Source organism: Pseudomonas sp. IT-232MI5 (assembly GCF_949767845.1).
Taxonomy (GTDB): Bacteria; Pseudomonadota; Gammaproteobacteria; order Pseudomonadales; family Pseudomonadaceae; genus Aquipseudomonas.
This window is the reverse complement of sequence record NZ_CATKQE010000001.1, coordinates 40,061-65,366: the sequence shown is the minus strand read 5'-3', so window position 1 is coordinate 65,366 and position 25,306 is coordinate 40,061. Positions and strand designations below refer to the sequence as shown.

The 25,306-nt window shown below is 60.6% G+C and carries 30 protein-coding genes; 19 read left to right on the top strand and 11 right to left on the bottom strand.

Translation table 11 applies throughout. The annotated features are described in order from the left end of the window. Nucleotides 1-18 precede the first annotated feature (18 nt). The gene (locus ACM6JQ_RS00330) at nt 19-636 is read left to right on the top strand and encodes a C40 family peptidase (RefSeq protein WP_007913648.1); all 618 of its coding nucleotides are present in this window, start codon (nt 19-21) and stop codon (nt 634-636) included. Nucleotides 637-741: 105 nt separating this feature from the next. Here ACM6JQ_RS00330 and ACM6JQ_RS00325 read toward each other — a convergent pair whose 3' ends face one another. Then, on the bottom strand, nt 742-1,776 hold the full coding sequence (locus tag ACM6JQ_RS00325) for a type IV pilus twitching motility protein PilT (protein WP_007953348.1): 1,035 nt from the start codon (nt 1,774-1,776) through the stop codon (nt 742-744). Between the two features lie 56 nt (nt 1,777-1,832). Here ACM6JQ_RS00325 and ACM6JQ_RS00320 point away from each other — a divergent pair, with 56 nt between their 5' ends. The 10 genes from ACM6JQ_RS00320 to ACM6JQ_RS00275 all read left to right on the top strand — a co-directional run bounded on the left by ACM6JQ_RS00320 (nt 1,833) and on the right by ACM6JQ_RS00275 (nt 8,866). Then, entirely contained in the window at nt 1,833-2,519 is a 687-nt protein-coding gene (locus ACM6JQ_RS00320; RefSeq protein ID WP_007913645.1) for a YggS family pyridoxal phosphate-dependent enzyme, read from the top strand. Nucleotides 2,520-2,542: 23 nt separating this feature from the next. Beyond that, the gene (gene proC / locus ACM6JQ_RS00315) at nt 2,543-3,361 is read left to right on the top strand and encodes a pyrroline-5-carboxylate reductase (RefSeq protein WP_414893061.1); all 819 of its coding nucleotides are present in this window, start codon (nt 2,543-2,545) and stop codon (nt 3,359-3,361) included. A gap of 10 nt (nt 3,362-3,371) precedes the next feature. Further along, nucleotides 3,372-3,962 carry a YggT family protein gene (locus ACM6JQ_RS00310; protein WP_007913643.1) on the top strand — a complete coding sequence of 197 codons (591 nt, stop codon included), beginning with the start codon at nt 3,372-3,374 and terminating at the stop codon, nt 3,960-3,962. Then, a complete protein-coding gene (locus ACM6JQ_RS00305) occupies nt 3,959-4,255 on the top strand; it encodes a DUF167 domain-containing protein (RefSeq protein ID WP_007913642.1) in 297 nt (98 codons plus the stop codon). Before ACM6JQ_RS00310 ends, ACM6JQ_RS00305 begins: the two co-directional genes overlap by 4 nt. Nucleotides 4,256-4,483: 228 nt before the next feature. After that, nucleotides 4,484-5,623, top strand: a complete 1,140-nt coding sequence (gene metX, locus ACM6JQ_RS00300; protein WP_093429832.1) for a homoserine O-succinyltransferase MetX — start codon at nt 4,484-4,486, stop codon at nt 5,621-5,623. Between the two features lie 7 nt (nt 5,624-5,630). Further along, nucleotides 5,631-6,251 carry a methionine biosynthesis protein MetW gene (metW, locus tag ACM6JQ_RS00295; protein ID WP_414893060.1) on the top strand — a complete coding sequence of 207 codons (621 nt, stop codon included), beginning with the start codon at nt 5,631-5,633 and terminating at the stop codon, nt 6,249-6,251. 26 nt (nt 6,252-6,277) lie between these two features. Further along, nucleotides 6,278-6,712: a DUF4426 domain-containing protein gene (locus tag ACM6JQ_RS00290; RefSeq protein WP_414893059.1), complete on the top strand. Its 435-nt coding sequence runs from the start codon at nt 6,278-6,280 to the stop codon at nt 6,710-6,712. Beyond that, nucleotides 6,709-7,305, top strand: a complete 597-nt coding sequence (rdgB, locus tag ACM6JQ_RS00285) for an RdgB/HAM1 family non-canonical purine NTP pyrophosphatase (protein WP_414893058.1) — start codon at nt 6,709-6,711, stop codon at nt 7,303-7,305. Before ACM6JQ_RS00290 ends, rdgB begins: the two co-directional genes overlap by 4 nt. Further along, nucleotides 7,302-8,507 carry a radical SAM family heme chaperone HemW gene (hemW, locus tag ACM6JQ_RS00280; RefSeq protein ID WP_095112797.1) on the top strand — a complete coding sequence of 402 codons (1,206 nt, stop codon included), beginning with the start codon at nt 7,302-7,304 and terminating at the stop codon, nt 8,505-8,507. The genes rdgB and hemW overlap by 4 nt, the downstream gene beginning before the upstream one ends. Before the next feature lie 35 nt (nt 8,508-8,542). After that, a complete protein-coding gene (locus ACM6JQ_RS00275; protein WP_007913629.1) occupies nt 8,543-8,866 on the top strand; it encodes a DUF3392 domain-containing protein in 324 nt (107 codons plus the stop codon). A 134-nt stretch (nt 8,867-9,000) separates the two neighbouring features. On the opposite strand, the gene trmB is transcribed toward ACM6JQ_RS00275, so the two are convergent. The 4 genes from trmB to ACM6JQ_RS00255 form a co-directional block, all read right to left on the bottom strand. Continuing rightward, a complete protein-coding gene (trmB, locus tag ACM6JQ_RS00270; protein ID WP_007913622.1) occupies nt 9,001-9,726 on the bottom strand; it encodes a tRNA (guanosine(46)-N7)-methyltransferase TrmB in 726 nt (241 codons plus the stop codon). Nucleotides 9,727-9,735: 9 nt separating this feature from the next. Continuing rightward, a complete protein-coding gene (locus ACM6JQ_RS00265) occupies nt 9,736-10,530 on the bottom strand; it encodes a thiazole synthase (protein WP_007913621.1) in 795 nt (264 codons plus the stop codon). Between the two features lie 60 nt (nt 10,531-10,590). Next, complete coding sequence (thiS, locus tag ACM6JQ_RS00260; protein WP_123454333.1) at nt 10,591-10,791, bottom strand: sulfur carrier protein ThiS; 201 nt, start codon at nt 10,789-10,791, stop codon at nt 10,591-10,593. A 71-nt stretch (nt 10,792-10,862) separates the two neighbouring features. Continuing rightward, nucleotides 10,863-11,243: a DUF423 domain-containing protein gene (locus tag ACM6JQ_RS00255; protein ID WP_414893057.1), complete on the bottom strand. Its 381-nt coding sequence runs from the start codon at nt 11,241-11,243 to the stop codon at nt 10,863-10,865. Between the two features lie 74 nt (nt 11,244-11,317). Between ACM6JQ_RS00255 and mtgA the strand changes: the two genes are divergently transcribed. Further along, nucleotides 11,318-12,040 carry a monofunctional biosynthetic peptidoglycan transglycosylase gene (gene mtgA, locus ACM6JQ_RS00250; RefSeq protein WP_007913618.1) on the top strand — a complete coding sequence of 241 codons (723 nt, stop codon included), beginning with the start codon at nt 11,318-11,320 and terminating at the stop codon, nt 12,038-12,040. A gap of 181 nt (nt 12,041-12,221) precedes the next feature. On the opposite strand, the gene rpoH is transcribed toward mtgA, so the two are convergent. The 4 genes from rpoH to ftsY all read right to left on the bottom strand — a co-directional run bounded on the left by rpoH (nt 12,222) and on the right by ftsY (nt 16,399). Beyond that, on the bottom strand, nt 12,222-13,076 hold the full coding sequence (gene rpoH, locus ACM6JQ_RS00245; protein WP_007913617.1) for an RNA polymerase sigma factor RpoH: 855 nt from the start codon (nt 13,074-13,076) through the stop codon (nt 12,222-12,224). A 115-nt stretch (nt 13,077-13,191) separates the two neighbouring features. Continuing rightward, on the bottom strand, nt 13,192-14,217 hold the full coding sequence (ftsX, locus tag ACM6JQ_RS00240; protein ID WP_077574909.1) for a permease-like cell division protein FtsX: 1,026 nt from the start codon (nt 14,215-14,217) through the stop codon (nt 13,192-13,194). Next, entirely contained in the window at nt 14,214-14,885 is a 672-nt protein-coding gene (gene ftsE, locus ACM6JQ_RS00235) for a cell division ATP-binding protein FtsE (RefSeq protein ID WP_003229148.1), read from the bottom strand. The genes ftsX and ftsE overlap by 4 nt, the downstream gene beginning before the upstream one ends. Next, entirely contained in the window at nt 14,882-16,399 is a 1,518-nt protein-coding gene (gene ftsY, locus ACM6JQ_RS00230; RefSeq protein ID WP_414893056.1) for a signal recognition particle-docking protein FtsY, read from the bottom strand. The genes ftsE and ftsY overlap by 4 nt, the downstream gene beginning before the upstream one ends. Between ftsY and ACM6JQ_RS00225 the strand changes: the two genes are divergently transcribed. The 6 genes from ACM6JQ_RS00225 (at nt 16,398) to ACM6JQ_RS00200 (ending at nt 22,080) form a co-directional block, all read left to right on the top strand. After that, complete coding sequence (locus tag ACM6JQ_RS00225) at nt 16,398-16,592, top strand: hypothetical protein (protein ID WP_025112092.1); 195 nt, start codon at nt 16,398-16,400, stop codon at nt 16,590-16,592. The two genes, ftsY and ACM6JQ_RS00225, sit on opposite strands and share 2 nt — an antisense overlap. Before the next feature lie 152 nt (nt 16,593-16,744). Further along, on the top strand, nt 16,745-18,100 hold the full coding sequence (locus ACM6JQ_RS00220) for a M16 family metallopeptidase (RefSeq protein WP_007913612.1): 1,356 nt from the start codon (nt 16,745-16,747) through the stop codon (nt 18,098-18,100). Then, complete coding sequence (locus tag ACM6JQ_RS00215) at nt 18,093-19,580, top strand: M16 family metallopeptidase (protein ID WP_007913610.1); 1,488 nt, start codon at nt 18,093-18,095, stop codon at nt 19,578-19,580. Before ACM6JQ_RS00220 ends, ACM6JQ_RS00215 begins: the two co-directional genes overlap by 8 nt. Beyond that, nucleotides 19,580-20,194 (top strand): 16S rRNA (guanine(966)-N(2))-methyltransferase RsmD, encoded by a 615-nt coding sequence (gene rsmD, locus ACM6JQ_RS00210; RefSeq protein ID WP_007913608.1) that lies wholly within the window; start codon nt 19,580-19,582, stop codon nt 20,192-20,194. The genes ACM6JQ_RS00215 and rsmD overlap by 1 nt, the downstream gene beginning before the upstream one ends. 63 nt (nt 20,195-20,257) lie before the next feature. After that, nucleotides 20,258-21,253, top strand: coding sequence for a hydrolase (locus tag ACM6JQ_RS00205; protein WP_414893055.1), 996 nt, complete (start codon nt 20,258-20,260; stop codon nt 21,251-21,253). Next, nucleotides 21,250-22,080 (top strand): AraC family ligand binding domain-containing protein, encoded by an 831-nt coding sequence (locus ACM6JQ_RS00200; protein ID WP_414893054.1) that lies wholly within the window; start codon nt 21,250-21,252, stop codon nt 22,078-22,080. The genes ACM6JQ_RS00205 and ACM6JQ_RS00200 overlap by 4 nt, the downstream gene beginning before the upstream one ends. A 78-nt stretch (nt 22,081-22,158) precedes the next feature. On the opposite strand, the gene ACM6JQ_RS00195 is transcribed toward ACM6JQ_RS00200, so the two are convergent. After that, nucleotides 22,159-23,013 (bottom strand): sulfurtransferase, encoded by an 855-nt coding sequence (locus tag ACM6JQ_RS00195; RefSeq protein ID WP_414893053.1) that lies wholly within the window; start codon nt 23,011-23,013, stop codon nt 22,159-22,161. A 32-nt stretch (nt 23,014-23,045) separates the two neighbouring features. Further along, nucleotides 23,046-23,717 (bottom strand): TetR/AcrR family transcriptional regulator, encoded by a 672-nt coding sequence (locus tag ACM6JQ_RS00190; protein WP_007913599.1) that lies wholly within the window; start codon nt 23,715-23,717, stop codon nt 23,046-23,048. A gap of 146 nt (nt 23,718-23,863) precedes the next feature. Here ACM6JQ_RS00190 and ACM6JQ_RS00185 point away from each other — a divergent pair, with 146 nt between their 5' ends. Further along, nucleotides 23,864-25,294, top strand: coding sequence for a coniferyl aldehyde dehydrogenase (locus tag ACM6JQ_RS00185; RefSeq protein ID WP_414893052.1), 1,431 nt, complete (start codon nt 23,864-23,866; stop codon nt 25,292-25,294). Nucleotides 25,295-25,306: the final 12 nt, after the last annotated feature.

Below are 25,306 nucleotides of genomic sequence, written 5' to 3'. Positions count from 1 at the left end.
ACTGAAGAGCCACGCCTAATGCGACCATTTTTCAAGACATGGCTAACCATCTGCCTATTAATGCCACTGGCCGCCCACGCCACCAATCGTGAGCAACGTCTTCCTAACGTTAACGGCTTCACCCCTAAATCCCATGCTTCGGCTCCTTCGAGCAAAAGCAGCAAAAGCAAAACCACCACGCTGAGCAGCAAGAGCCACAGCAAGCTGGTGCCACCGATGGCGAGCAAGGAAAGCAGCAATGTGCTGAGCCGTGCGGTGAACGTCCTCGGTACACCCTATCGTTGGGGCGGCAGCAGCCCAAGTAAAGGCTTCGATTGCAGCGGCCTGGTGAAATACGCGTTCAACGACGCCACCTTCGACCTGCCTCGCACCTCGAATGCCATGGCCAGCGGCCACGGCGAGAAAGTCGAGCGCAAGGATCTGAAGCCGGGCGACCTGATTTTCTTCAACATCAAGAGCCGCCGGGTCAACCATGTTGCCATCTACCTGGGCAACGACCGCTTCATCCACGCACCGCGTCGTGGCAAAGCGGTGAGCATCGATACGCTGAACAAGCCGTACTGGCAGCAGCATTACGTAGTGGCCAAGCGTGTGTTGCCGAAAGAACAGCAGCAGATGCGCGTGGTTCAGCGCTAAGTCTTCGAAGCAAGATCAAAAGATCGCAGCCTTCGGCAGCTCCTACATCGGGATCAGCGTTTCCCTGTAGGAGCTGCCGAAGGCTGCGATCTTTAGCTTCTGGTCTCAGAAATTATCCGGCGTGCGCGCCTTCTCCCGCGCATGCTCGCGACTGATCAAGCCCTTGGTCACCAGATCCTTCAGGCACATGTCCAGTGTCTGCATCCCCAACGACCCACCGGTCTGAATCGCCGAATACATCTGCGCGACCTTGTCCTCACGAATCAGGTTACGGATCGCCGACGTGCCCAGCATGATCTCGTGCGCCGCCACCCGTCCGCCGCCGATCTTCTTGATCAACGTCTGCGAGACCACCGCCAGTAACGACTCCGACAACATCGAACGCACCATCGACTTCTCGTCACCCGGGAACACATCCACGACACGGTCGATGGTTTTCGCTGCGGATGTGGTGTGCAAGGTGCCAAATACCAGATGCCCGGTTTCCGCAGCGGTCAGTGCCAGGCGAATGGTTTCCAGGTCACGCATCTCGCCGACCAGGATCACATCCGGGTCTTCACGTAGAGCCGAGCGCAAAGCGGTGGCGAAACTGCGGGTATCACGGTGAACTTCACGCTGATTGATCAGGCATTTGCGCGATTCGTGAACGAATTCGATCGGGTCTTCAATGGTCAGAATATGGTGATGACGGTGGGTGTTGAGGTAATCGATCATCGCCGCCAACGTGGTTGATTTGCCTGAACCGGTCGGCCCGGTGACCAGCACCAGCCCACGCGGGGCATCGGTGATCTTGCGAAAGACATCGCCCATGGCCAGGTCTTCCATGCTCAGCACTTTCGATGGGATGGTACGAAACACCGCCCCGGCACCACGGTTCTGGTTGAAGGCGTTGACCCGAAAACGTGCGACACCCGGAACTTCGAAGGAAAAGTCGGTTTCCAGATGTTTCTCGAAGTCGACGCGCTGGGTGTCGTTCATGATGTCGTAGATCAGTTCGTGCACTTGCTTGTGATCCAGCGCCGGCAGATTGATCCGCCGCACATCGCCATCGACACGGATCATCGGCGGCAGACCGGCCGACAGGTGCAGGTCGGAAGCGCCCTGTTTGGCGCTGAAGGCCAGCAATTCAGTGATATCCATAGCGCTCCTCAATTCCAGTAGAATGCCGCGAACCTTCAGACCGCCGGCGCCTCTTGATGTCCACGATAGCAGACAACATTTTCCACGTTGGTTCGCGCATCCAGACCGCGACCCAAGCCGCACACCGTCCTGAAAACAGCGTCCAGTTGCTCGCCGTGAGCAAAACCAAACCCGCCGAAGCGCTGCGCGAGGCGTATGCCGCCGGCCTGCGCGACTTTGGCGAGAATTACCTGCAGGAAGCCCTGGGCAAACAGCTCGAACTGGCCGACCTGCCCTTGATCTGGCACTTCATCGGCCCCATTCAATCGAACAAGACTCGGGCGATTGCCGAGCATTTCGATTGGGTGCATTCCGTGGATCGCCTGAAAATCGCTCAACGTCTGTCCGAACAGCGCCCGGCCGAGCTGCCGCCGCTGAACATCTGCATTCAGGTCAACGTCAGCGGTGAAGCCAGTAAATCCGGCTGCACCCCGGCTGATCTGCCGGCATTGGCCGAGGCCATCAACGCATTACCGCGCCTGAAATTGCGTGGCCTGATGGCGATTCCCGAGCCGACCGAAGATCGCGCCGAGCAAGACGCGGCCTTCGCCGCTGTACAGAAATTGCAGGCCAGCCTCGATCTGCCGCTCGACACACTGTCCATGGGCATGAGCCACGACCTCGAGTCGGCCATTGCCCAAGGCGCCACTTGGGTGCGTATCGGTACCGCCCTGTTTGGCGCCCGTGATTATTCCCAGTCTTGAACCATTCCAGATAAGGACCACACATGAGCAACACACGTATTGCGTTTATCGGTGCGGGCAACATGGCGGCCAGTCTGATTGGCGGCCTGCGCGCCAAGGGTCTGGAAGCCGGACAGATCCGCGCCAGCGACCCGGGTGAAGAAACCCGCGCCAAGGTCAGTGCCGAACACGGCATCGAAACTTTCGCCGACAATGCTCAGGCCATCGACGGCGTCGATGTGATCGTGCTGGCGGTCAAGCCGCAGGCTATGAAAGCCGTGTGCGAAGCCATTCGCCCAAGCCTGAAACCCAATCAATTGGTGGTGTCGATTGCTGCCGGTATCACCTGTGCCAGCATGACCGCGTGGCTCGGCGAGCAGCCGATCGTGCGCTGCATGCCCAATACCCCGGCGCTGCTGCGCCAGGGCGTCAGCGGCTTGTACGAGACCAGCGAAGTGACTGCCGAGCAGCGTCAGCAAGCCGAAGAGCTGCTGTCCGCCGTCGGCATCGCCCTGTGGCTGAATGAAGAACAGCAACTGGACGCCGTCACCGCCGTGTCCGGTTCCGGCCCTGCCTACTTCTTCCTGCTGATCGAAGCCATGACTGCCGCCGGCGTCAAACTCGGCCTGCCGAAAGACGTCGCAGAACAACTGACCCTGCAAACGGCGCTGGGCGCAGCGCACATGGCGGTTTCCAGCGATGTCGACGCCGCCGAACTGCGCCGTCGCGTGACCTCGCCAAACGGCACCACGGAAGCTGCAATCAAATCATTCCAGGCCAATGGCTTTGAAGCCCTGGTCGAAACCGCACTCGGCGCCGCCGCGCACCGCTCGGCCGAAATGGCCGAACAACTGGGCAAATAAGGAGCCTTACATGATTGGATTGAACACCGCAGCGGTTTACGTGCTGCAAACCCTCGGCAGTCTGTACCTGCTGATCGTGCTGCTGCGCTTCGTGCTGCAACTGGTACGGGCGAACTTCTACAACCCGCTGTGCCAGTTCATCGTCAAAGCGACCCAGCCACTGCTCAAACCACTGCGCCGGATCATTCCGAGCCTGTTCGGTCTGGACATGTCGTCGCTGGTGCTGGCGATTCTGGTGCAACTGGCGCTGATGGCGCTGACCCTGCTGCTGACTTACGGCACCACCGGCAACCCGCTGCAACTGTTTATCTGGTCGCTGATCGGCGTGACCGCGCTGTTCCTGAAGATCTTCTTCTTCGCCCTGATCATCAGCGTGATCCTCTCGTGGGTCGCGCCGGGCAGCCACAATCCGGGTGCTGAACTGGTCAACCAGATCTGCGAGCCGGCGCTGGCGCCGTTCCGCCGCTTCCTGCCGAATCTTGGCGGTCTGGACCTGTCGCCAATCTTCGCCTTCCTCGCGTTGAAGCTGATCGACATGCTGGTGATCAACAATCTGGCGGCGATGACGATGATGCCGGAAATCCTCCGTCTGCTGATGTGAGCTGGTTTCGATGGGACGGTGACGACTTGATCCTCGAGTGTCACCTGCAACCGGCAGCCCGTAGCGATGACTTCGCCGGGCTGCATGGGGATCGCTTGAAGATTCGCCTGACTGCGCCGCCGGTCGAGGGCAAGGCCAATGCTTATCTGATGGGTTTTCTGGCCAAGGCGTTTGGCGTTTCGAAGAGCCAGGTCAGTTTGCTCAGTGGTGAGTTGAACCGGCAAAAGCGGGTGAAGATCTGCTCGCCGAAGAAGTTGCCGGATTTGCCTGGGTTGGTTGGGCGCTTGTCTTGAGTTTTGCAGCGCCTGCGCCCCTCACCCCAGCCCTCTCCCCCTGGAGAGGGAGCCGATCCAGGGTGTTTTCGGAACCTGAGTTCAGCCCGGATAGATCAGGTCGGCGTAGCTCAAAAGAACACCTCGGTCGGTCCCCTCTACCTCTGGGAGAGGGCTAGGGTGAGGGCCGCTTGCCGCTAACCCCCCCGGTCTTTAGACTTACGCCTCATTTCAACGAGAGCAGGGTCGATGCCAACTGCCTTTCCCCCCGATTCTGTTGGTCTGGTGACGCCGCAAACCGCGCACTTCAGCGATCCGCTGGCGCTGGCCTGTGGCCGCTCGCTGGCCGCCTATGACCTGATCTACGAAACCTACGGCACGCTGAACGCGCAAGCGAGCAACGCCGTGCTGATTTGCCACGCCTTGTCCGGCCATCATCACGCCGCCGGCTACCACAGCGTCGACGACCGCAAACCCGGTTGGTGGGACAGCTGCATCGGCCCCGGCAAACCGATCGACACCAACAAGTTCTTCGTGGTCAGCCTGAATAATCTGGGCGGCTGCAATGGATCCACCGGCCCGAGCAGCATCAACCCTGAGACCGGCAAACCGTTCGGCGCCGATTTCCCGGTACTCACCGTGGAAGACTGGGTGCACAGCCAGGCGCGTCTCGCTGATCTGCTCGGCATCGGCCAGTGGGCAGCCGTGATCGGCGGCAGCCTCGGCGGCATGCAGGCGCTGCAATGGACCATCACTTACCCGGATCGCGTGCGTCATTGCCTGGCCATCGCCTCGGCACCGAAGCTGTCGGCGCAGAACATTGCCTTCAACGAAGTGGCGCGTCAGGCGATCCTCACGGACCCGGAATTCCACGGTGGTTCGTTCCAGGAAGCGGGCGTGATCCCCAAGCGCGGGCTGATGCTGGCGCGAATGGTCGGGCACATCACCTACCTGTCCGACGATTCGATGGGCGAGAAATTCGGCCGTGGCCTCAAGAGCGAGAAGCTCAACTACGACTTCCACAGTGTCGAGTTCCAGGTCGAAAGCTACCTGCGTTATCAGGGCGAAGAGTTCTCCGGACGCTTCGACGCCAACACTTATCTGCTGATGACCAAGGCACTGGATTACTTCGATCCGGCGGCGAACTTCGACGACAACCTGGCGAAAACCTTCGAGAACGCCACGGCCAAGTTCTGCGTGATGTCGTTCACCACCGACTGGCGCTTCTCTCCGGCCCGCTCGCGGGAACTGGTGGATGCGTTGATGGCGGCGCGCAAAGACGTCAGTTATCTGGAAATCGACGCACCGCAGGGCCACGACGCCTTCCTGATTCCGATCCCGCGCTACTTGCAGGCGTTCGGCAATTACATGAACCGCATCACGTTGTGAGAAAGCCATGAGAGCTGATCTGGAAATCATCCAGGAATGGATCCCCGCCGGCAGCCGCGTCCTCGACCTCGGTTGCGGTGACGGCGAGCTGCTGACCTGGCTGCGCGACAACAAGAACGTCACCGGTTATGGCCTGGAAAACGACGCTGACAACATTGCCCAGTGCGTGGCCAAAGGCGTCAACGTTATCGAGCAGGATCTGGACAAGGGGCTGGGCAACTTTGCCAGCAACAGTTTCGACATCGTCGTCATGACCCAGGCCCTGCAAGCCGTGCACTACCCGGACAAGATCCTCGACGAAATGCTCCGGGTCGGTCGCCAATGCATCATCACCTTCCCGAATTTTGGTCACTGGCGCTGCCGCTGGTACCTGGCGAGCAAGGGGCGCATGCCGGTCTCCGAGTTTTTGCCGTACACCTGGTACAACACACCGAACATTCACTTCTGCACCTTCGAAGACTTTGAAGAACTTTGCCGCGAACGTGATGCGAAGGTCATTGATCGGCTTGCCGTGGATCAACAGCACCGTCACGGGTGGGCCAGTAAGCTATGGCCTAATCTGTTAGGTGAGATAGGTATCTACCGCGTCAGCAGCCCGCTGCTTGCAGACCACAAAGTCGCGGTCTGAATCCCGTCATTTCGAGGAGCACGATCATGGGTCGTTTAGCGTTGTTGTTATTGACTGCCTGCCTGAGCGCCAGCGCTATGGCGGCCGACGTCATCAAGGGCGAACGCAAGGAAACCTTCGGCGACGTCACGGTGCACTACAACACTTTCAACTCGACGTTTCTGACGCCGGACATCGCCAAGGCTGCGGAACTGGTGCGCAGCAAGAATCAGGGCGTGATCAATGTCTCGGTGATCAAGGACGGCAAACCGCTGGTCGCCAGCGTCACCGGCACGGTCAAAGACCTGACCAGCCAGAGCGTGCCGCTGAATTTCCGCCAGATCACCGAACAGGGCGCGATCTACTACATCGCCCAGTATCCGGTTGAGCAGCAGGAAACCCGCACCTTTGAGATCAAGGTGCAGAACGGCGACAAGATCAACACCATCAATTTCAACCAAGAACTCTTTCCCGGCGAATGATGAACATCAAGCAGCTCGTACTGGCCAGCCATAACGCCGGCAAACTCAAAGAACTCCAGGCCATGCTCGGCGAATCGGTGCAACTGCGCTCGATTGGCGAGTGGAGCAAGGTCGAGCCGGAAGAAACCGGTCTGTCGTTCGTCGAGAACGCCATTCTCAAGGCACGCAACGCCGCACGTATTTCCGGGCTGCCGGCGCTGGCCGACGACTCAGGGCTGGCGGTGGATTTCCTTGGCGGTGCACCGGGCATCTATTCGGCGCGCTATGCCGATGGCAAGGGCGATGCGGCGAACAACGCCAAACTGCTCGATGCGCTGAAGGATGTGCCGCAAGCCGAGCGCGGCGCGCAGTTCGTTTGCGTACTGGCGCTGGTACGTCACGCCGATGATCCGTTGCCGATCCTCTGCGAAGGCTTGTGGCACGGGCGCATCCTCACCGCTACCAGCGGCGAACACGGTTTCGGTTATGACCCGCTGTTCTGGGTGCCGGAGCGTGACGTCTCCAGCGCCGAATTGAGCCCGGCCGACAAGAACCAGATCAGCCACCGCGCCCGTGCAATGGATCTGCTGCGCCAGCGTCTGGGCTTGAAATGACCGGTGATTCTTCCGCGTCGTCGCTGATTGTCGGCGGCGCCGCCTCTTCGCCTCGGGCGCCGTTGCCGACGCTGCCGCCCCTGGCGCTGTACATCCACATCCCGTGGTGTGTGCGCAAATGCCCGTATTGCGACTTCAACTCGCACACCGCCAGCCCGGTGTTGCCGGAGCAGGAATACGTCGACGCCTTGCTGGCCGATCTCGATCAGGATCTGCACGCCGTGTACGGGCGTGAAATCAGTTCGATCTTTTTCGGTGGCGGCACGCCGAGCCTGTTCAGCGCCGAAGCCCTCGGGCGACTGCTGGAAGGCGTCGGGCAGCGCATTCCATTTGCTCATGACATCGAAATCACTCTGGAAGCCAATCCCGGCACCTTCGAGCAAGAGAAGTTCGTCGCGTACCGCAAGCTGGGGATCAATCGCCTGTCGATTGGCATCCAGAGTTTCCAGCAGGAAAAGCTCAAGGCGCTTGGCCGGATTCACAACGGTGACGAAGCGGTGCGTGCTGCCGGCATGGCGCGTCAGGCCGGGTTCGATAACTTCAACCTCGACTTGATGCACGGCTTGCCGGATCAGTCGCTAGACGATGCCTTGAGCGATTTGCGCCAGGCTATCGAACTGAATCCGACGCACATCTCCTGGTATCAACTGACGCTGGAGCCGAACACGGTGTTCTGGAACCAGCCGCCGGTGCTGCCGGAGGACGACACGCTGTGGGACATTCAGGAAGCCGGGCAGGCGCTTTTGGCCGAGCACGGTTACGCGCAGTACGAAGTCTCGGCTTATGCCCAGGCCGGTCGGCCAGCGCGGCATAACCTCAATTACTGGAGCTTCGGCGACTTCATCGGCATCGGCGCGGGTGCGCACGGCAAGTTGAGTCATCCCGACGGACGCATCGTGCGTACCTGGAAGACCCGTCTGCCGAAGGACTATCTCAACCCGGCGAAAAGCTTCCAGGCTGGTGAAAAAGCCCTGACCAATGACGAGATGCCGTTCGAGTTTCTGATGAACGCTTTGCGCCTGACCGCTGGCGTTGAGTCGCGTCTGTATCCGGAACGCACCGGGCTGTCGCTGGATAGCCTCGCCGAAGGCCGGGCCGCGGCAGAACAAAGCGGTCTGTTGCAGGTCGAACCGTCACGTCTGGCGGCCACCGAGCGCGGACAACTGTTTCTCAACGACTTGCTGCAACAATTTCTGAACTGAGCCCAGCCCTCAACTTCTGTCCTAAGGGAAAACGCATGGATTTGATACTCGACCTGCTCGCCACCGTCTCCCGCTGGAGCCGCAGCAACCTCTCGGAAATCGCCTTGGCGCTGGTGGGCTGTCTGTTGGTGCTGTTCGGCGCCGACTTCAAAGGCTGGGTCGAGCAGCGCCTGGGCAGCATCGCCGGCGCCTTGCGCGTACCGCTGATGGCGCTGCTGTGCGTGATCGGCAGCGGCGCAGCGCTGATTTACGCCACGCCGTGGGTAATCAAAGGCTTGAGCCAGTTCAACAACTACAGCCTGGCGCCAGTGCTGCTGGTAGTCCTCGTCCTCATCGGCGTGGTCGCCGACCGCCGCTGATCTTTCGGCCGCTTTTGATCGTTCCCATACTCCGCGTGGGAATGCCTCAATGGACGCTCTGCGTCCGCTGTGGGACGCAGAGCGTCCCGGGCAGCATTCCCACGCAGAGCGTGGGAACGATCATTGCGTGATGCTTAGGCGAGTTTTTCGAACTTCAGGTCCCAGACGCCATGGCCAAGACGTTCGCCGCGGCGTTCGAACTTGGTGATCGGGCGTTCGGCCGGGCGCGGTACGCATTTGCCGTCTTCGGCGAGGTTGCGATAGCCCGGGGCGACGTTCATCACTTCCAGCATGTATTCGGCATACGGTTCCCAGTCGGTGGCCATGTGCAGAATGCCGCCAACCTTCAACTTGCTGCGCACCAGTTCAGCGAACGAGGCCTGAACGATACGACGCTTGTGGTGACGGCTCTTGTGCCACGGATCCGGGAAAAACAGCATCAGGCGATCGAGGCTATTGTCGGCGATGCAGCGGTTGAGCACCTCGATCGCGTCGCAATCGTAGACCCGCAGGTTGGTCAGACCCTGGGTCAGCACGCCATTGAGCAGCGCGCCAACACCCGGACGGTGCACTTCAACACCGATGAAATCCTGCTCCGGCGCCGCCGCGGCCATTTCCAGCAGCGAGTGGCCCATGCCGAAACCGATCTCCAGCGAGCGCGGTGCCGAACGGCCGAACACTTGATCGTAATCCACCGGCGCGTCCGCCAACGGCAGCACGTACAGCGGCGCGCCCTGATCCAGACCGCGTTGCTGGCCTTCGGTCATGCGCCCGGCGCGCATCACGAAACTCTTGATGCGGCGGTGTTGGCGCTCGTCGCCTTCTTCCGTCTGGATAGGCGTGTCGTTCGATTCAGTCATCAATGGCTCTTACTTGATCAGACCATCCAGCGGCGAAGAGGCGCTGGCATAGAGTTTTTTCGGCATACGGCCAGCGAGGTAGGCCAAGCGGCCTGCAACGATGGCGTGTTTCATGGCTTCAGCCATCATCACCGGCTGCTGGGCGTGGGCGATCGCCGAGTTCATCAGCACCGCATCGCAACCCAGTTCCATGGCGATGGTCGCGTCGGACGCAGTGCCGACACCGGCATCGACCAACACTGGAATCTTGGCTTCTTCGAGGATGATCTGCAGGTTGTACGGGTTGCAGATCCCCAGACCGGAACCGATCAGACCGGCCAGCGGCATGACCGCGATGCAGCCGATTTCCGCCAGTTGACGGGCAATGATCGGATCATCGCTGGTGTACACCATCACGTCGAAACCTTCCTTGACCAGCGTTTCCGCGGCCTTGAGGGTTTCGATCACGTTAGGAAACAGGGTTTTCTGGTCGGCCAGTACTTCCAGCTTCACTAGGTTGTGGCCGTCGAGCAGTTCACGCGCCAGGCGGCAGGTGCGCACAGCTTCGATGGCGTCGTAGCAGCCCGCAGTGTTCGGCAGGAAGGTGTAGCGCTCCGGCGATAGCACGTCGAGCAGGTTCGGCTCGCCTTCGATCTGGCCGAGGTTGGTGCGGCGCACGGCGAAGGTGACGATCTCGGCACCCGAGGCTTCGATGGCCTGACGGGTTTCTTCCATGTCACGGTACTTGCCGGTACCGACCAGCAAACGCGACTGGTAAGTACGACCGGCCAGAACAAAAGGCTTGTCGCTACGAACGATGCTCATGGGGAATCCTCTTTAGGAGTGAGGGTCTTGCAGAATTCTGTACCCTTACGGGCCGGGCGATCAGCCGCCGCCGATGGCGTGCACCACTTCGACGTTGTCACCGTCATTGAGCGTGGTGCTGGCATGCTGGCTGCGCGGGACGATATCCAGATTGAGTTCGACTGCCACCCGGCGTCCGGTCAGTTCCAGACGGGTGATCAGGGCCGCAACAGTCTCGCCGTCGGGCAGTTCAAGGGATTCACCGTTCAACTGAATGCGCATGCGCAACGCCGCCATCATTTTTAGGGGCTGGCATTCTAGCCCGATCATGACCTAAAGGTCAGCACCAAGCGTCAAGCGGTTGGTTGCAGGCGCCAGGCGGCGAGGCCCAGGCAAACCCAACCGGCCAGAAATGCCAGACCGCCGAACGGAGTGATGATGCCGAGTTTGCTGATACCGGTGATGGTCAGCACGTACAGGCTACCGGAGAACAGCAGAATGCCGACGGTGAAGGAAACGCCAGCCCAAGCGACCAGCCGCCCCTGAATCTGCGTGGCCAACAGCGCCACTCCGAACAGTGCCAGGGTGTGCACCAGTTGATAAGTGACGCCGGTGTGGAAAATCGCCAGATATTCAGGCGTCAGGCGGTTTTTCAGGCCGTGGGCGGCGAATGCGCCCAATGCGACACCGGTGAAACCGAAAAAAGCGGCCAGCATTAAAAAGCCACGCAGCATTGGGAACTCCAGTCAGACGCGATCGGCAGGGTCTGTATAATGGCCCGCTCCACCGGTTCGGCCAAGCCATCTCTATGCTGCGTACTATTTTCCGTCGTCTCACGAAGGCCCTGCTCTGGTTCGCCGGCGGCAGTGTCTTGCTGGTGCTGGTGTTTCGCTTCGTGCCGCCGCCGGGCACGGCGTTGATGGTCGAGCGCAAGGTCGAATCCTGGGTCGATGGTGAGCCGATTGACCTGCAGCGCACATGGAAGCCGTGGGACGAGATCTCCGACGATCTCAAAGTGGCGGTCATGGCCGGTGAGGATCAAAAGTTTCCCGAGCATTGGGGTTTTGACTTCAGTGCGATCCAGGCCGCACTGGCGCACAACGAACTCGGCGGCTCGATTCGCGGCGCCAGCACCTTGAGCCAGCAAGTGTCGAAGAACCTGTTTCTGTGGGCCGGCCGCAGCTATCTGCGTAAAGGTCTGGAGGCGTGGTTTACCGCGCTGATCGAGGTGTTCTGGCCCAAGCAGCGGATTCTTGAGGTGTACCTGAACAGCGTCGAGTGGGATGACGGGGTGTTTGGTGCGGAAGCGGCGGCTCGGCATCACTTTGGCGTGAGCGCGAAGTCGCTGTCCCGGCAGCAGGCGAGTTATCTGGCGGCCGTTCTACCCAATCCGCGTGTCTGGAGTGCGAGTCATCCAACCGCTTATGTGTCGCGCCGGGCCGGGTGGATTCGGCAGCAGATGAGTCAGTTGGGTGGGGATAGTTATCTGTTGGGGCTCAACGATTCGCGGCGAGCACCGTGGTCTCGATGACACCAAGGATCTAAATGTAGGAGTGAGCCTGCTCGCGATAGCGGTACATCAGTGACGGCAATGCTGACTGTCACACCGCTATCGCGAGCAGGCTCACTCCTACAATGTTTTGTGTTGAAGCAGAAATGAAAAACGCCCCGATCATCGCTGATCGGGGCGTTTTTTATTGCCTGCTCGCCGGTTATGCGGCGATCGACAACTTGAGTTTGTTCATCGCGCTCTTCTCAAGCTGACGGATCCGCTCGGCCGACACGTTGTACTTCTGCGCCAGGTCGTGCAGCGTGGCTTTCTCTTCTGCCAGCCAGCGCTGGTAGAGGATGTCGCGGCTGCGTTCGTCCAGCACTTCCAGCGCTTCGTGCAGGTTGCTGTTGGAGTTGTCGCTCCAGTCGGCATCTTCCAGTTGACGCGCCGGGTCGTACCGGTGGTCTTCCAGGTAGTTGGCCGGCGATTGGAAAGCGCTGTCGTCGTCGGCTTCAGCAGCCGGGTCGAAGGCCATGTCATGGCCGGTCAGGCGACTTTCCATCTCGCGCACTTCCCGCGGTTCAACGCCGAGGCTTTCCGCCACACGGTGGACTTCCTCGTTGTTCAGCCACGCCAGACGCTTCTTCTGGCTGCGCAGGTTGAAGAACAGCTTGCGCTGGGCCTTGGTGGTCGCGACTTTCACAATGCGCCAGTTGCGCAGGATGAACTCGTGAATTTCCGCCTTGATCCAGTGCACGGCGAACGACACCAGACGCACACCCATTTCCGGGTTGAAGCGCTTTACGGCCTTCATCAGGCCGACGTTACCTTCCTGGATCAGGTCAGCCTGAGCCAGACCGTAGCCGGAATAGCTACGGGCGATATGTACGACAAAACGCAGGTGGGCGAGCACCATCTGCCGAGCCGCCCCCAAATCCTGCTCATAGTAGAGACTCTCGGCCAGTTCACGCTCCTGCTCCGGCGTCAGCAATGGAATGCTGTTGACGGTGTGCACGTAAGCTTCCAGGTTCGCACCCGGAACCAACGCATACGCAGGTTGCAAAGAATTGGTCATACGAAAAAACCTCCCACTTACATACTCGTGCCTCTCGGCACTGCGAAAAATTGACCGGGAATTCAAGTGCAAGTTCCCAAAAAAACCGCGAGGTCAATCACGCGCAAAAAAGATTCTACTTCGGCGCCAGCTCCCTGAGATGGCGTGCGACTGCAATCCATGCACCGATATAACCCAACAGCACCGCGCCAAGCAAGAGCGACAGACCGTCGGCAACTGGCACTCCGGCCAGCGCGAAATCACTGCCGTACAAGCCGGCCAGCCCAACCACCGCGTCGTTCAGCCAGTTCAGGCCAAACGCCAATACGCCCCAGGACAGTAGCCCCGCACCGAAGCCATACAACGCGCCCATATAAAGGAAAGGGCGACGCACATAACTGTCAGTGCCGCCGACGAGTTTAATCACTTCTATCTCGGTGCGGCGGTTTTCAATATGAAGACGAATGGTATTGCCTATCACCAAAAGTAATGCAGAAACCAGCAGCACTGTCAGACCGAAGACAAAACGATCGCCAAGCTTTAGGATGGCCGCCAGACGCTCGACCCAGACTAGATCAAGTTGCGCCTGTTGTACCTTGGGCAGCTCGGAAAGTTTTTGTCTTAATGCTTCCAGGGTTGGCTTGTCGACTTCATTCGGAGTGACCAGTACCACGCCCGGCAACGGGTTCTCCGGCAGCTCGCGCAGGGCTTCACCCAGTCCGGACTGTTGCTGGAACTCTTCCAGCGCCTGATCGCGGCCGACATATTCAGCATCAGCTACGCCGGGCATGCCTTTGATCTGTTCGCGCAACGACTCGCCCTGTTCCGGGCTCGCGTCGAGTTGCAGATACAGCGAGATCTGCGCCGCCCGCTGCCACGAACCACCAAGACGTTCGACGTTGTTGAGCAACAGCGAAAGCCCCATCGGCAGGCTCAGCGCCACGGCCATCACCATGCAGGTGAAGAAACTGCCAATCGGCTGCTTGCCGAGGCGACGCAGGCTGTCGAGCAGGCTGGCACGATGGCTTTCGACCCACGCACGAAACAACGTGGCGAAGTCCGGACCGTCGTCTTCGTCGTGCTTTTTCTTTTTCGGCGGCTGCGGATCGGCGGCTTTCGGGGCCACGCGCTCGGAAACCTTCGGACTGCGTGTTGCACTCATACCCCGGCCTCCCCGTCGCCGATCAATCGGCCACGTTGCAGGGTCAACATGCGGTGACGCATGCGCGCGATCAGCGCCAGGTCGTGACTGGCGATCAGCACGCTGGTGCCCAGACGGTTGATGTCTTCGAACACGCCCATGATTTCGGCCGCCAGACGCGGGTCGAGGTTACCGGTCGGTTCGTCCGCCAGCAGCAAGGCCGGGCGGTGCACGATGGCGCGGGCAATGCCGACGCGCTGTTGCTGACCGGTGGACAGGTCACCCGGGTACAGATCGGTTTTATCCGACAGCGCCACGCGTTCCAGCGCCGAATCGACACGCTTGGCGATTTCGGCCTTGGACAAGCCAAGAATCTGCAGCGGCAAGGCGACGTTGTTGAACACCGTGCGATCGAACAGCAACTGGTGATTCTGGAATACCACACCGATCTGCCGGCGCAAGAACGGAATCTGCGCGTTGCTGATGGTGCTCAGGTCTTGCCCGGCCAGCAGCAGTTTGCCACTGGTCGGACGTTCCATCGCCAGCAAAAGGCGCAACAACGTGGATTTACCGGCACCGGAGTGGCCGGTGACAAACAAGAACTCGCCACGACGGACTCGAAAGCTCAGCTCATGCAAGCCGACGTGACCGTTCGGGTAGCGTTTACCGACCTGTTCGAAACGAATCATGAACGCTCCCGCTCGGCAAACAGTGCCTGGACAAAGGGTTCGGCTTCAAAGGTACGCAAATCGTCGATGCCTTCACCGACGCCGATGTAGCGGATCGGCAGGCCAAACTGCTTGGCCAGGGCGAAGATCACCCCGCCCTTGGCGGTACCGTCGAGCTTGGTCAGCGCCAGGCCGGTCAGTTCGACGGTCTGGTTGAATTGCTTGGCCTGATTGATGGCGTTCTGGCCAGTACCGGCGTCGAGCACCAGCAGCACTTCGTGCGGCGCGTCAGCGTCGAGCTTGCCAATCACACGGCGAACCTTCTTCAGCTCTTCCATCAGGTTGTCTTTGGTGTGCAGACGACCGGCGGTGTCAGCGATCAAAACGTCGATGCCGCGGGCCTTGGCAGCCTGCACGGCGTCGAAGATCACCGAAGCCGAGTCAGCGCCGGTGTGCTGGGCGATCACCGGAATCTTGTTGCGCTCGCCCCAGACCTGCAATTGTTCCACAGCGGCGGCGCGGAAGGTGTCACCGGCGGCAAGCATGACTTTCTTGCCTTCCAGTTGCAGCTTCTTCGCCAGTTTGCCGATGGTGGTGGTCTTGCCGGCGCCGTTGACGCCGACTACCAGAATCACGAAAGGCTTGTTCTGCGAGGCGATTTTCAGCGGTTGTTCGACCGGTTTGAGCATCGCGGCCAGTTCGGCCTGCAGGGATTTGTACAGCGCGTCGGCGTCGGCCAGCTCTTTGCGCGCGACCTTCTGGGTCAGACGCTGGATGATTTGCGTGGTGGCTTCGACACCCACGTCGGCGGTGAGCAGACGGGTTTCGAGGTCATCGAGCAGATCGTCGTCAATGGTTTTGCGGCCGAGGAACAGGCTGGCCATGCCCTCGCCGATGCTGGCGCTGGTTTTCGACAAACCTTGCTTGAGGCGGGCGAAGAAACCGGCTTTGGTTTCTTCGGTGCGCGGGGCTTCGACCGGGGCCTCGGCAACCACTTCGACTGGAGTAACAGGAGCAGCGATAACCGGTGCAGGTGCAGGTGCAGGTGCAGGTGCAGGTGCAGGTGCAGGCTCGGGCTCTTGGACAACTGGCGCAACAAACACGGGCGCAACAGGCTCGACAACAACCGGCGCAGGCTCAACTACCGGCTCAACCACCGGCGCCGGAGCAACCTCTGCAACGAACGCAGCAGGCGCAGGAATCTCTGGGGTGATGTGCGGCGCAGCCTCTTCAACCAATGCCACTGGCTCTTCCGCCACTGGCAAAGTCAGCCATGGCTCAGCCGCCGGGGTCAGCGGCAATTCCGCCGCTACAGGCGCTTCAGGCTCGGGTTCTGGCTCGACCGGTTGCAGCACCGGCTCGGCAATCGGCAGAACGATCGGTGCCGGCTCTTCTTCTATAACCGGAGCAGGCTCAGGAATCGCGGGCGGCTGTTCGACGACGGGTTCCTGCGGTTTCTTACGCAGCCATCCGAACAGGCTTTTCTTCTCGCCAGCCGCAGCTGGGGTCTTCTTGTCGTCGTTGGAACCAAACATGGAGGACGGCTATCTCACGGTAGCGACGCGCCATAAGGGCGCCCCGGCAAATAAATATTCGATGCAGAACAGACTGTGTTTCATCCAGCTTGTTCACGCGCAACATTTTGTCGAGGCACCACAGGCACCTCAAAGGTCGATTAATACGAAGGACTGGAACGGCATCGTCGGCGAAAACGCAGAGTTTAGCTGACAAACTCAAAGCTTCTTCCGGGAACCCATACAACCTATCGACCGATCAGTGGCTTGATAGGCGTGGCCGCCAGTAAAACGGATCAGTATCCTAGCACCTCCTCGCCCGCCTAGGCTAAGACCAAGCGGGCAGCCCAACAGGTTAAAAAACGAATGAATGCTCTAGCCCGCCGCGCTGCAGGCCTGCTGCTCAGCACAGTCTGCCTGCCCCTTTCGGCCCTGGCGGCCGACCCGCAACCGACCCACGAATTCACCCTCGACAACGGCCTCAAGGTCGTCGTGCGCGAAGACCATCGCGCGCCCGTGGTGGTCTCGCAGGTCTGGTACAAGGTCGGCTCCAGCTACGAAACCCCGGGCCAGACCGGTTTGTCCCACGCGCTTGAACACATGATGTTCAAGGGCAGCGAGAAAGTCGGTCCCGGCGAAGCCTCTTTGATCCTGCGCGACTTGGGCGCCGAAGAGAACGCTTTCACCAGCGACGACTTCACTGCTTATTACCAGGTGCTGGCGCGCGACCGTCTGGGCGTAGCCTTCGAACTGGAAGCGGACCGCATGGCCAATCTGCGCCTGCCGGCCGACGAGTTCGCCAAGGAAATCGAAGTCATCAAGGAGGAGCGCCGCTTGCGCACCGATGACAAGCCGATGTCCAAAGCCTACGAGCGCTACAAGGCCATGGCCTACCCGGCCAGCGGCTACCACACGCCGACCATTGGCTGGATGGCCGACCTCGACCGCATGAAGGTCGAAGAGCTGCGCCACTGGTACCAATCCTGGTACGTGCCGAACAACGCCACACTGGTGGTGGTCGGCGACGTGACCCCGGACGAAGTGAAAACCCTCGCCCAGCGCTATTTCGGCCCGATCGCCAAGCGCGACGTGCCACCGGCGAAAAAACCGCTGGAACTTGCCGAGCCCGGCGAACGCCAGATCACCCTGCACGTGCAGACTCAGTTGCCTAGCTTGATGCTCGGTTTCAACGTGCCAAGCATTGCGACGGCTGAAGACAAACGCTCGGTCAACGCCTTGCGCCTGATCTCGGCCCTGCTCGACGGCGGTTACAGCGGGCGCATCCCGACGCAACTGGAGCGCGGCGAAGAACTGGTCTCCGGCGGTTCGTCGAGCTACGACGCCTACACCCGTGGCGACAGTCTGTTCACCCTCTCGGCAACGCCGAACACGCAGAAGAAAAAGACCATCGCGCAAGCCGAGGCCGGTCTGTGGAAGTTGCTGGAGCAGCTGAAAACCACCGCGCCGTCCGCCGAAGAACTCGAGCGCGTACGTGCACAAGTGATCGCCGGTCTGGTGTTCGAACGTGACTCGATCACCAGCCAGGCCACCGCCATCGGCCAACTGGAAACCGTCGGTCTGTCGTGGAAACTGATGGACACCGAACTCGCCGATCTGGAAAGCGTGACCCCGCAAGACATCCAGAACGCCGCCAAGCTGTATTTCACCCGCGAACGTCTCAGCGTCGCCCACGTCCTGCCACTGGAGACGACTCATGAGTAAGCGCAAATCCCCACGCCTGCTGCTCGGCCTGATCGCCGTGGCGGTGATCGGCTCTGCCGCGTTCTACCTGTCGCCGGGCGCTGACAGCAATGCCAGCGAAGCCCTCGACAACGCCAAGTCCAGCCAGAAGCTGCAATCGCTGGCCGAACTCGACGGCAAGGCCCCGGCCAGCCGCAAACTCGACGTGCAAACCTGGAACACCGCCGCAGGCGCCAAAGTGCTGTTCGTCGAAGCCCATGAGCTGCCGATGTTCGACATGCGCCTGATCTTCGCCGCCGGCAGCAGCCAGGACGGCAGCGCATCGGGTCTGGCGGTACTGACCAACGCGATGCTCAACGAAGGTGTTGCCGGTAAAGACGTCGGCGCCATCGCTCAGGGCTTTGAAGGTCTGGGGGCGGATTTCGGCAACGGTGCGTTCAAGGACATGGCGTTGGCCTCGCTGCGCAGCCTGAGTGCTGCCGACAAACGCGAACCGGCCTTGAAGCTGTTCTCGGAAGTGGTCGGTAAACCGACCTTCCCGGCCGACTCCTTCGCGCGTATCAAGAACCAGATGCTCGCCGGTTTCGAATACCAGAAACAGAACCCCGGCAAACTCGCCAGCCTTGAGCTGATGAAGCGTCTTTATGGCGACCACCCGTACGCGCATTCGAGTGACGGCAATCCACAGAGCGTGCCGAAGATTACCCTTGCGCAGTTGCGTGAGTTCCACGCCAAGGCCTACGCCGCTGGCAACGTGGTCATCGCGCTGGTCGGTGATCTGTCGCGCGCGGAAGCCGAGGCGATTGCCAATCAGGTCTCCTCGGCCCTGCCCAAAGGCCCGGCGCTGGCGAAAATCGCTCAGCCGCAGGAACCGAAAGCCAGCGTCAACCACATCGAGTTCCCGTCGAAGCAAACCAACCTGATGCTCGCGCAACTGGGCATCGACCGTGACGATCCGGATTACGCGGCGCTGTCGATGGGCAACCAGATCCTCGGTGGTGGCGGTTTCGGCACGCGCCTGATGAGCGAAGTGCGTGAGAAACGCGGCCTGACCTACGGCGTGTACTCGGCATTCAGCCCGATGCAGGCACGTGGCCCGTTCATGATCAACCTGCAGACCCGCGCAGAAATGAGCGAAGGCACCCTGAAACTGGTGCAGGACGTGCTCGCCGACTATCTGAAAACCGGGCCGACGCAGAAAGAGCTCGACGATGCCAAACGCGAACTGGCCGGCAGCTTCCCGCTGTCCACCGCGAGCAATGCCGATATCGTCGGCCAACTTGGCGCGATGGGCTTCTATAATCTGCCGCTGAGCTATCTGGACGATTTCATGCGTCAGTCGCAAAGCCTGACCGTGGAACAAGTCCGCGACGCCCTGAACAAACATCTGAGCACGGACAAAATGGTCATCGTCACCGCTGGCCCGACCGTGCCGCAAAAGCCGTTACCGGCCCCATCTGATAAACCTGCCGAGCAACCGCTCGGGGTTCCGGAGCATTAATGGCAACTCGTTCCCCTAAAAAGCCTGCGCACAACGTCCACAACGGTGTGAACCAGTTGCGCATCATTGGCGGCCAATGGCGCAGCCGCAAGCTGAGCTTCCCCGATGCGCCGGGCCTGCGCCCGACGCCGGACCGCGTGCGTGAAACCCTGTTCAACTGGCTCGCGCCGTATGTTGAAGGGGCCAAGGTACTCGATCCGTTCGCCGGCAGCGGCGCGCTGTTTCTCGAAGCGCTGTCCCGTGGCGCGGCCATGGGCCAGGCACTGGATGCCAGCAACATTGCGGTGTCCAGCCTGAAAGAACACCTCGGTACCCTGCGCTGCACCAACGGCCAGGTGCAGACTGCCGACGCCCTGCGTTATCTGGAAACCCAGACCGCCAGCGCGTACGACCTGGTGTTCCTCGATCCGCCGTTCAACCAGAACCTGCTGCCTGCCGTCTGCACCTTGCTCGAAGAGCGTCAGTGGCTGGCGCCGGACTCGTGGATCTACACTGAAAGCGAAACGGCGCCATCGACGCTGGGCCTGCCGGGCAACTGGCGCCTGCACCGCGAACAGAAATCCGGCCGGGTTTACTACGCGCTGTGGCAACGTACGGCAGAGATCGCCGGTTAATCGACCGGTCTGAATAGGCGGCGCCCCTTCCAACAGGGTCGCCGCTCTGCATCGAGAATCATCGTGTCCAGCTCTTCAGAACGCTTCACCCCCGCCCTCGGCCTCGGCAATCCGCACCTGCAAACCTTGTGGGGGCCGCTGTGGCGCAAAACCGTACATATCGAGCGTGAACGTGAACGCCTGTGGCTCGAGGATGGCGACTTCCTCGACCTCGACTGGCACGGCCCGCACACCGCCGATGCGCCCCTGGTGTTGGTACTGCACGGCCTGACCGGCTCCTCTAATTCGCCTTACGTCGCCGGTATCCAGAAGGCGCTGGCCGATCAAGGCTGGGCCAGCGTGGCGCTGAACTGGCGTGGCTGTTCCGGTGAACCGAATCTGCTCCCGCGCAGTTATCACTCCGGCGCCAGCGAAGACCTCGCCGAGACTATCAAGCACCTGCGCGCCAAACGACCATTGGCACCGTTGTATGCCGTCGGCTACTCCCTGGGCGGCAACGTGCTGCTCAAACATCTTGGGGAAACCGGCAGCGCCAGCGGTGTGCTCGGTGCAGTCGCAGTGTCGGTGCCGTTTCGCCTCGACCAATGCGCCGACCGCATCGGCCAGGGATTTTCCAAGGTCTATCAGGCGCACTTCATGCGCGAGATGGTCGCTTACATCAAGAACAAGCAACGGCAGTTTCAGCATGACGGTCGCGAAGACGGACTCGCCGCGCTGGCAGCCCTCGGCTCGCTGGAAAACATGCGCACGTTCTGGGATTTCGATGGCCGGGTAACCGCGCCGTTGCACGGTTTCAATGATGCCGAGGATTACTATCGCCGCGCTTCAAGCCGCTACTTCCTCGGTGAGATCCGCACGCCGACCCTGATCATTCAGGCGGCGGACGATCCGTTCGTGTTCCCGCACAGCTTGCCGCAAGCCAGTGAGCTGTCGGCGTCGACCGCTTTCGAATTGCAGGCACGCGGCGGGCATGTCGGCTTTGTCGACGGCTCGCTACGTCAGCCTGGTTATTACCTGGAACGACGCATCCCGCAGTGGCTGGCCAGCGTGCCCGCATGAGCGATCAGGGCGAGTCGATCCGCTTCTGGCAAACCGCGCCGCTGGCCGGGGTCGAGTTGTTGTCGGCGCGCTACATCGAGCATCGCTTCGCCCCGCATGTGCACGACGGATTCGTGATCGGCATGATCATGGCCGGTGCCCAGCGTTATCGCTATCGCGGCGCCGAGCATCTGGCCGGCAGCGGCACACTGGTGTTGATCAATCCGGACGAATTGCACACCGGGCACAAAGGCACCGAGGACGGCTGGCTGTATCGGGCGTTTTATCCCGATACTTCACAGATCGTTTCGTTGCTGGATGAGCTGGAGCTGTCCACCACGAGTCTGCCGGCGTTCGGCGCCACGCTGTATCGCGATGCGGATCTGGTCAACGGCTTTGCGCAATTGCACCGCTTGCTGGAAAGCCCAGCGACCGCGCTGCAACAGCAAACGGTGTGGCGCGAGATGATGTTGCTGCTGTTGCAGCGCCATGCGGCGGTGCCGGTGCCCGGTCGAGCCGGCAAGGAACACCGCGCAGTGCTGTTGGGCAAAGAATTGCTGCACGCACAACTGGCGGCGCCACCGTCACTGGAAGAGCTCGCGGCGGCGGTCAATCTGTCGCCGTTCCATTTCGCCCGAGTGTTTCGCCGCGCTACTGGTATGCCGCCGCACACCTGGCTGATGCAGCAACGTATCGCCCAGGCCCGCGCACTTCTGCAGCACGGCTGCCTGCCGGTGGAGGTCGCCACACAATTGGGGTTTGCCGACCAGAGCCATTTGAGCCGGCAGTTCAAGCAGGCTTATGGCGTCGGGCCCGCCGCCTACCGTAGCGCCCGGATGGAAAGCTAAAAGATCGCAGCCTTCGGCAGCTCCTACAGGGAAATGCATTCCAATGCAGGAGCTGCCGAAGGCTGCGATCTTTTGATCTTATTCGCCGGTGGCGATACCGCGCGAAGGCTCGTTGATCCACTCGCTCCATGATCCAGCGTACAACGACCCCAACGGATAACCCGCCAGACACAACGCAAACAGGTTGTGACACGCCGTCACGCCGGAACCGCAATACGCCACCAGATCCGCTGGCGAGCGCTCGCCGAGCTTGGCGGCAAAACGTTGTTTGAGCTGATCCGCCGGCAGGAATCGCCCATCGTTGTCGAGGTTGTCGGTGAACGCCGCGCATTGCGCGCCGGGAATATGTCCGGCAATCGGATCAATTGGTTCGACCTCCCCCTTGAATCGCGGCAAAGCCCGAGCATCAATCAAGGTCAACGCAGGTTGACCAAGACGCTTGTGCAATTTTTCGGCGCTGATCAGCAGGCTCATATCCGCCTGACCACTGAAACTACCGCGACTGACCGTCGGCGCATCCAGGCTCAGCGGCAGCCCCGCCGCATGCCACGCCTTGAGCCCGCCATCGAGAATGAACACGCCATCGCGCTTGCCCAGCCACGCCAGCAACCACCACGCCCGCGCCGCGTAGGCACCGGGACCGTCATCGTACAAAATCACATCGCTGTCGTTGTTGATGCCCCAGGCCTGCAGCCGCTCGATCAACGCCGCCGGCTCGGGCAACGGATGACGGCCAGTCACGCCTTTGACCACTTTACCGCTGAGGTCACGCTCAAGATCGGCGAAGCTCGCCCCGGCAATGTGCCCTTCGGCATAGCTGCGCTGGCCGTAGTCCGGGTCTTCGAGGGCAAAACGACAATCGAGAATCACCAGTCCCGGCTGCGCCCTGCGGGCATCCAGTGCTTCGGGGCTGATCAGTTGCGCAATCGGCATAACAGGCTCCTGGGGGATTTCAACAGAACGGTTTATTTCACGTCTTCGAGGGCCTGGGCCAGCGGCACGTAGAACTCCTCGAACAACGCATTGACCTCGTCTCGCGCCTGCTCGGTGACAAACCCGGCTTCCAGCACCAGCACCTGATACACGCCACGTTTAATGGCTTGTTCACTGAGGTGGTTGGAATTCTCGCGGGTGGTGCACAGGAAGCGCACCCACGACGTCAGGATGATCCAGGCATTGAGGGTCAGGGATTCGATTTGCACGCGGTCCATATCGAGAATCCCGGCGGCGACAAAACCTTCGTAGATCGCCGCGCCCTGAATCACACAGCGTTGCGAGAAGCGCCGATAGCGGGCGGCCAGTTCCGGATCGCTGTCGAGCAGATGCTCCAGATCGCGGTGCAGAAAGCGGTAGCGCCACATCGCCGAGAGCAATTCCTTGAGATAGAAACGCTTGTCCTCGACCGTCGCCGCACGCCCCTGCGGCGGACGCAGAAAGCTGTCCACGAGGCTTTCGTACTCACTGAACAACACGGCGATGATCGCCTGCTTGTTGGGGAAGTGGTAGTACAGATTGCCGGGAGAAATCTCCATGTGGGCGGCAATGTGATTGGTGCTGATGCTGCGCTCGCCCTGTTGATTGAACAGCTCAAGGCTGTTCAGCACGATACGCTCGCTGGTTTTTATTCGTGGGGCCATGGCTTGAGCTTTAATTCAGAGTGCGTTGGGGGGCATCTTACGACCTAACCGGAAATGGATAAAACAATGCTGTGCAAGGAAGTCATTTGACTTTCTAGAGCATAGACTCTAAAAAGTTCATCATTACAATAAATCCGGAGCAGACCATGACTGCCGACATTGCCTACCTGCAAACGCTGCAACAACCGCTGGCCGAGCTGGACCGGTTGTTCGAGGCGCAGCGGGCTGCGTATGCCGCGAACCCGATGCCACCCGCCGCCCAACGCCAGCAATGGCTCAAGGCGCTGAGTGATTTGCTGAGCAACGAGCGTCAGGCATTGATCGAGGCAATCAGCTCCGATTTCAGCCATCGCAGCGCCGATGAAACCCTGCTCGCCGAGCTGATGCCAAGCCTGCACGGCATTCATTACGCCAGCCGTCATCTCAAAGGCTGGATGAAAGCCTCGCGGCGCAAGGTAGGTATCGCGTTCCAGCCAGCGTCGGCGAAAGTGGTGTATCAGCCTCTGGGCGTAGTCGGCGTCATCGTGCCGTGGAATTACCCGCTGTATCTGGCCGTCGGCCCGCTGGTCGGCGCCCTGGCAGCGGGTAACCGGGTGATGCTCAAACTCAGTGAATCGACCCCAGCCACCGGCTTGTTGATGAAAGAGTTGCTGGCGAGAATTTTCCCCGAAGACCTGGTCTGCGTGGTGCTCGGTGAAGCCGACATCGGCGTGGCGTTCTCGCGCTTGTGCTTCGACCACTTGCTGTTTACCGGCGCCACCAGCATCGGCAAACACGTGATGCGCGCCGCCGCCGAAAACCTGACCCCGGTCACCCTGGAACTGGGCGGCAAGTCGCCGGCTATCGTCTCCCACGATGTGCCGCTCAAGGATGCTGCCGAGCGCATCGCCTTCGGTAAAACCCTCAACGCCGGCCAGACCTGCGTTGCCCCGGATTACGTGCTGGTGCCGGAAGACCGGGTCGGTGCTTTTGTCGAAGCCTATCGCCAGGCCGTGCAGGGTTTCTATCCGACACTCACTGACAATCCGGACTACACGGCGATCATCAACGAACGCCAATTGGCACGGCTCAACGGCTACGTCAGCGACGCCACCAGCAAGGGTGCGCTGTTGATTCCGCTGTTCGAGCAGGGCCAAGGCCGGCGCATGCCGCACAGCGTGCTGCTGAATGTCAGCGACGAGATGACGGTGATGCAGGACGAAATCTTCGGGCCGCTGCTGCCGATCGTGCCGTATCAGGATCTGGAGCAGGCATTCGCTTACATCAATCAGCGGCCACGTCCTCTGGCTCTTTACTACTTTGGCTACGACAAACGCGAACAGAACCGTGTGCTGCACGAAACCCATTCCGGCGGCGTGTGCCTGAACGACACGTTGCTGCATGTGGCTCAGGACGACATGCCGTTCGGCGGCATCGGTGCTTCCGGCATGGGCCACTACCACGGTCACGAAGGCTTTTTGACCTTCAGCAAAGCCAAAGGCGTGCTGATCAAACAGCGGTTCAACGCGGCCAGGCTGATTTATCCACCCTACGGCAAATCGATTCAGAAACTGATCCAGAAGCTGTTCATTCGCTAAACCTTCGTCACC

What these genes read in the sequence shown, in the direction of transcription:
- metX (WP_093429832.1), top strand. Translation starts at nt 4,484, where the DNA reads ATGCCAACTGCCTTTCCCCCCGATTCTGTTGGTCTGGTGACGCCGCAA.
- rdgB (WP_414893058.1), top strand. Translation starts at nt 6,709, where the DNA reads ATGATGAACATCAAGCAGCTCGTACTGGCCAGCCATAACGCCGGCAAA.
- ACM6JQ_RS00330 (WP_007913648.1), top strand. Translation starts at nt 19, where the DNA reads ATGCGACCATTTTTCAAGACATGGCTAACCATCTGCCTATTAATGCCA.
- ACM6JQ_RS00320 (WP_007913645.1), top strand. Translation starts at nt 1,833, where the DNA reads ATGTCCACGATAGCAGACAACATTTTCCACGTTGGTTCGCGCATCCAG.
- rsmD (WP_007913608.1), top strand. Translation starts at nt 19,580, where the DNA reads ATGGCAACTCGTTCCCCTAAAAAGCCTGCGCACAACGTCCACAACGGT.
- ACM6JQ_RS00215 (WP_007913610.1), top strand. Translation starts at nt 18,093, where the DNA reads ATGAGTAAGCGCAAATCCCCACGCCTGCTGCTCGGCCTGATCGCCGTG.
- ACM6JQ_RS00220 (WP_007913612.1), top strand. Translation starts at nt 16,745, where the DNA reads ATGAATGCTCTAGCCCGCCGCGCTGCAGGCCTGCTGCTCAGCACAGTC.
- ACM6JQ_RS00310 (WP_007913643.1), top strand. Translation starts at nt 3,372, where the DNA reads ATGATTGGATTGAACACCGCAGCGGTTTACGTGCTGCAAACCCTCGGC.
- ACM6JQ_RS00225 (WP_025112092.1), top strand. Translation starts at nt 16,398, where the DNA reads ATGGAGGACGGCTATCTCACGGTAGCGACGCGCCATAAGGGCGCCCCG.
- proC (WP_414893061.1), top strand. Translation starts at nt 2,543, where the DNA reads ATGAGCAACACACGTATTGCGTTTATCGGTGCGGGCAACATGGCGGCC.
- rpoH (WP_007913617.1), bottom strand. Translation starts at nt 13,076, where the DNA reads ATGACCAATTCTTTGCAACCTGCGTATGCGTTGGTTCCGGGTGCGAAC.
- ftsY (WP_414893056.1), bottom strand. Translation starts at nt 16,399, where the DNA reads ATGTTTGGTTCCAACGACGACAAGAAGACCCCAGCTGCGGCTGGCGAG.
- ACM6JQ_RS00195 (WP_414893053.1), bottom strand. Translation starts at nt 23,013, where the DNA reads ATGCCGATTGCGCAACTGATCAGCCCCGAAGCACTGGATGCCCGCAGG.
- ACM6JQ_RS00255 (WP_414893057.1), bottom strand. Translation starts at nt 11,243, where the DNA reads ATGCTGCGTGGCTTTTTAATGCTGGCCGCTTTTTTCGGTTTCACCGGT.
- ftsX (WP_077574909.1), bottom strand. Translation starts at nt 14,217, where the DNA reads ATGAGTGCAACACGCAGTCCGAAGGTTTCCGAGCGCGTGGCCCCGAAA.
- ACM6JQ_RS00275 (WP_007913629.1), top strand. Translation starts at nt 8,543, where the DNA reads ATGGATTTGATACTCGACCTGCTCGCCACCGTCTCCCGCTGGAGCCGC.
- trmB (WP_007913622.1), bottom strand. Translation starts at nt 9,726, where the DNA reads ATGACTGAATCGAACGACACGCCTATCCAGACGGAAGAAGGCGACGAG.
- hemW (WP_095112797.1), top strand. Translation starts at nt 7,302, where the DNA reads ATGACCGGTGATTCTTCCGCGTCGTCGCTGATTGTCGGCGGCGCCGCC.
- ACM6JQ_RS00200 (WP_414893054.1), top strand. Translation starts at nt 21,250, where the DNA reads ATGAGCGATCAGGGCGAGTCGATCCGCTTCTGGCAAACCGCGCCGCTG.
- ACM6JQ_RS00190 (WP_007913599.1), bottom strand. Translation starts at nt 23,717, where the DNA reads ATGGCCCCACGAATAAAAACCAGCGAGCGTATCGTGCTGAACAGCCTT.
- mtgA (WP_007913618.1), top strand. Translation starts at nt 11,318, where the DNA reads ATGCTGCGTACTATTTTCCGTCGTCTCACGAAGGCCCTGCTCTGGTTC.
- ACM6JQ_RS00290 (WP_414893059.1), top strand. Translation starts at nt 6,278, where the DNA reads ATGGGTCGTTTAGCGTTGTTGTTATTGACTGCCTGCCTGAGCGCCAGC.
- metW (WP_414893060.1), top strand. Translation starts at nt 5,631, where the DNA reads ATGAGAGCTGATCTGGAAATCATCCAGGAATGGATCCCCGCCGGCAGC.
- ACM6JQ_RS00265 (WP_007913621.1), bottom strand. Translation starts at nt 10,530, where the DNA reads ATGAGCATCGTTCGTAGCGACAAGCCTTTTGTTCTGGCCGGTCGTACT.
- ftsE (WP_003229148.1), bottom strand. Translation starts at nt 14,885, where the DNA reads ATGATTCGTTTCGAACAGGTCGGTAAACGCTACCCGAACGGTCACGTC.
- ACM6JQ_RS00185 (WP_414893052.1), top strand. Translation starts at nt 23,864, where the DNA reads ATGACTGCCGACATTGCCTACCTGCAAACGCTGCAACAACCGCTGGCC.
- thiS (WP_123454333.1), bottom strand. Translation starts at nt 10,791, where the DNA reads ATGCGCATTCAGTTGAACGGTGAATCCCTTGAACTGCCCGACGGCGAG.
- ACM6JQ_RS00325 (WP_007953348.1), bottom strand. Translation starts at nt 1,776, where the DNA reads ATGGATATCACTGAATTGCTGGCCTTCAGCGCCAAACAGGGCGCTTCC.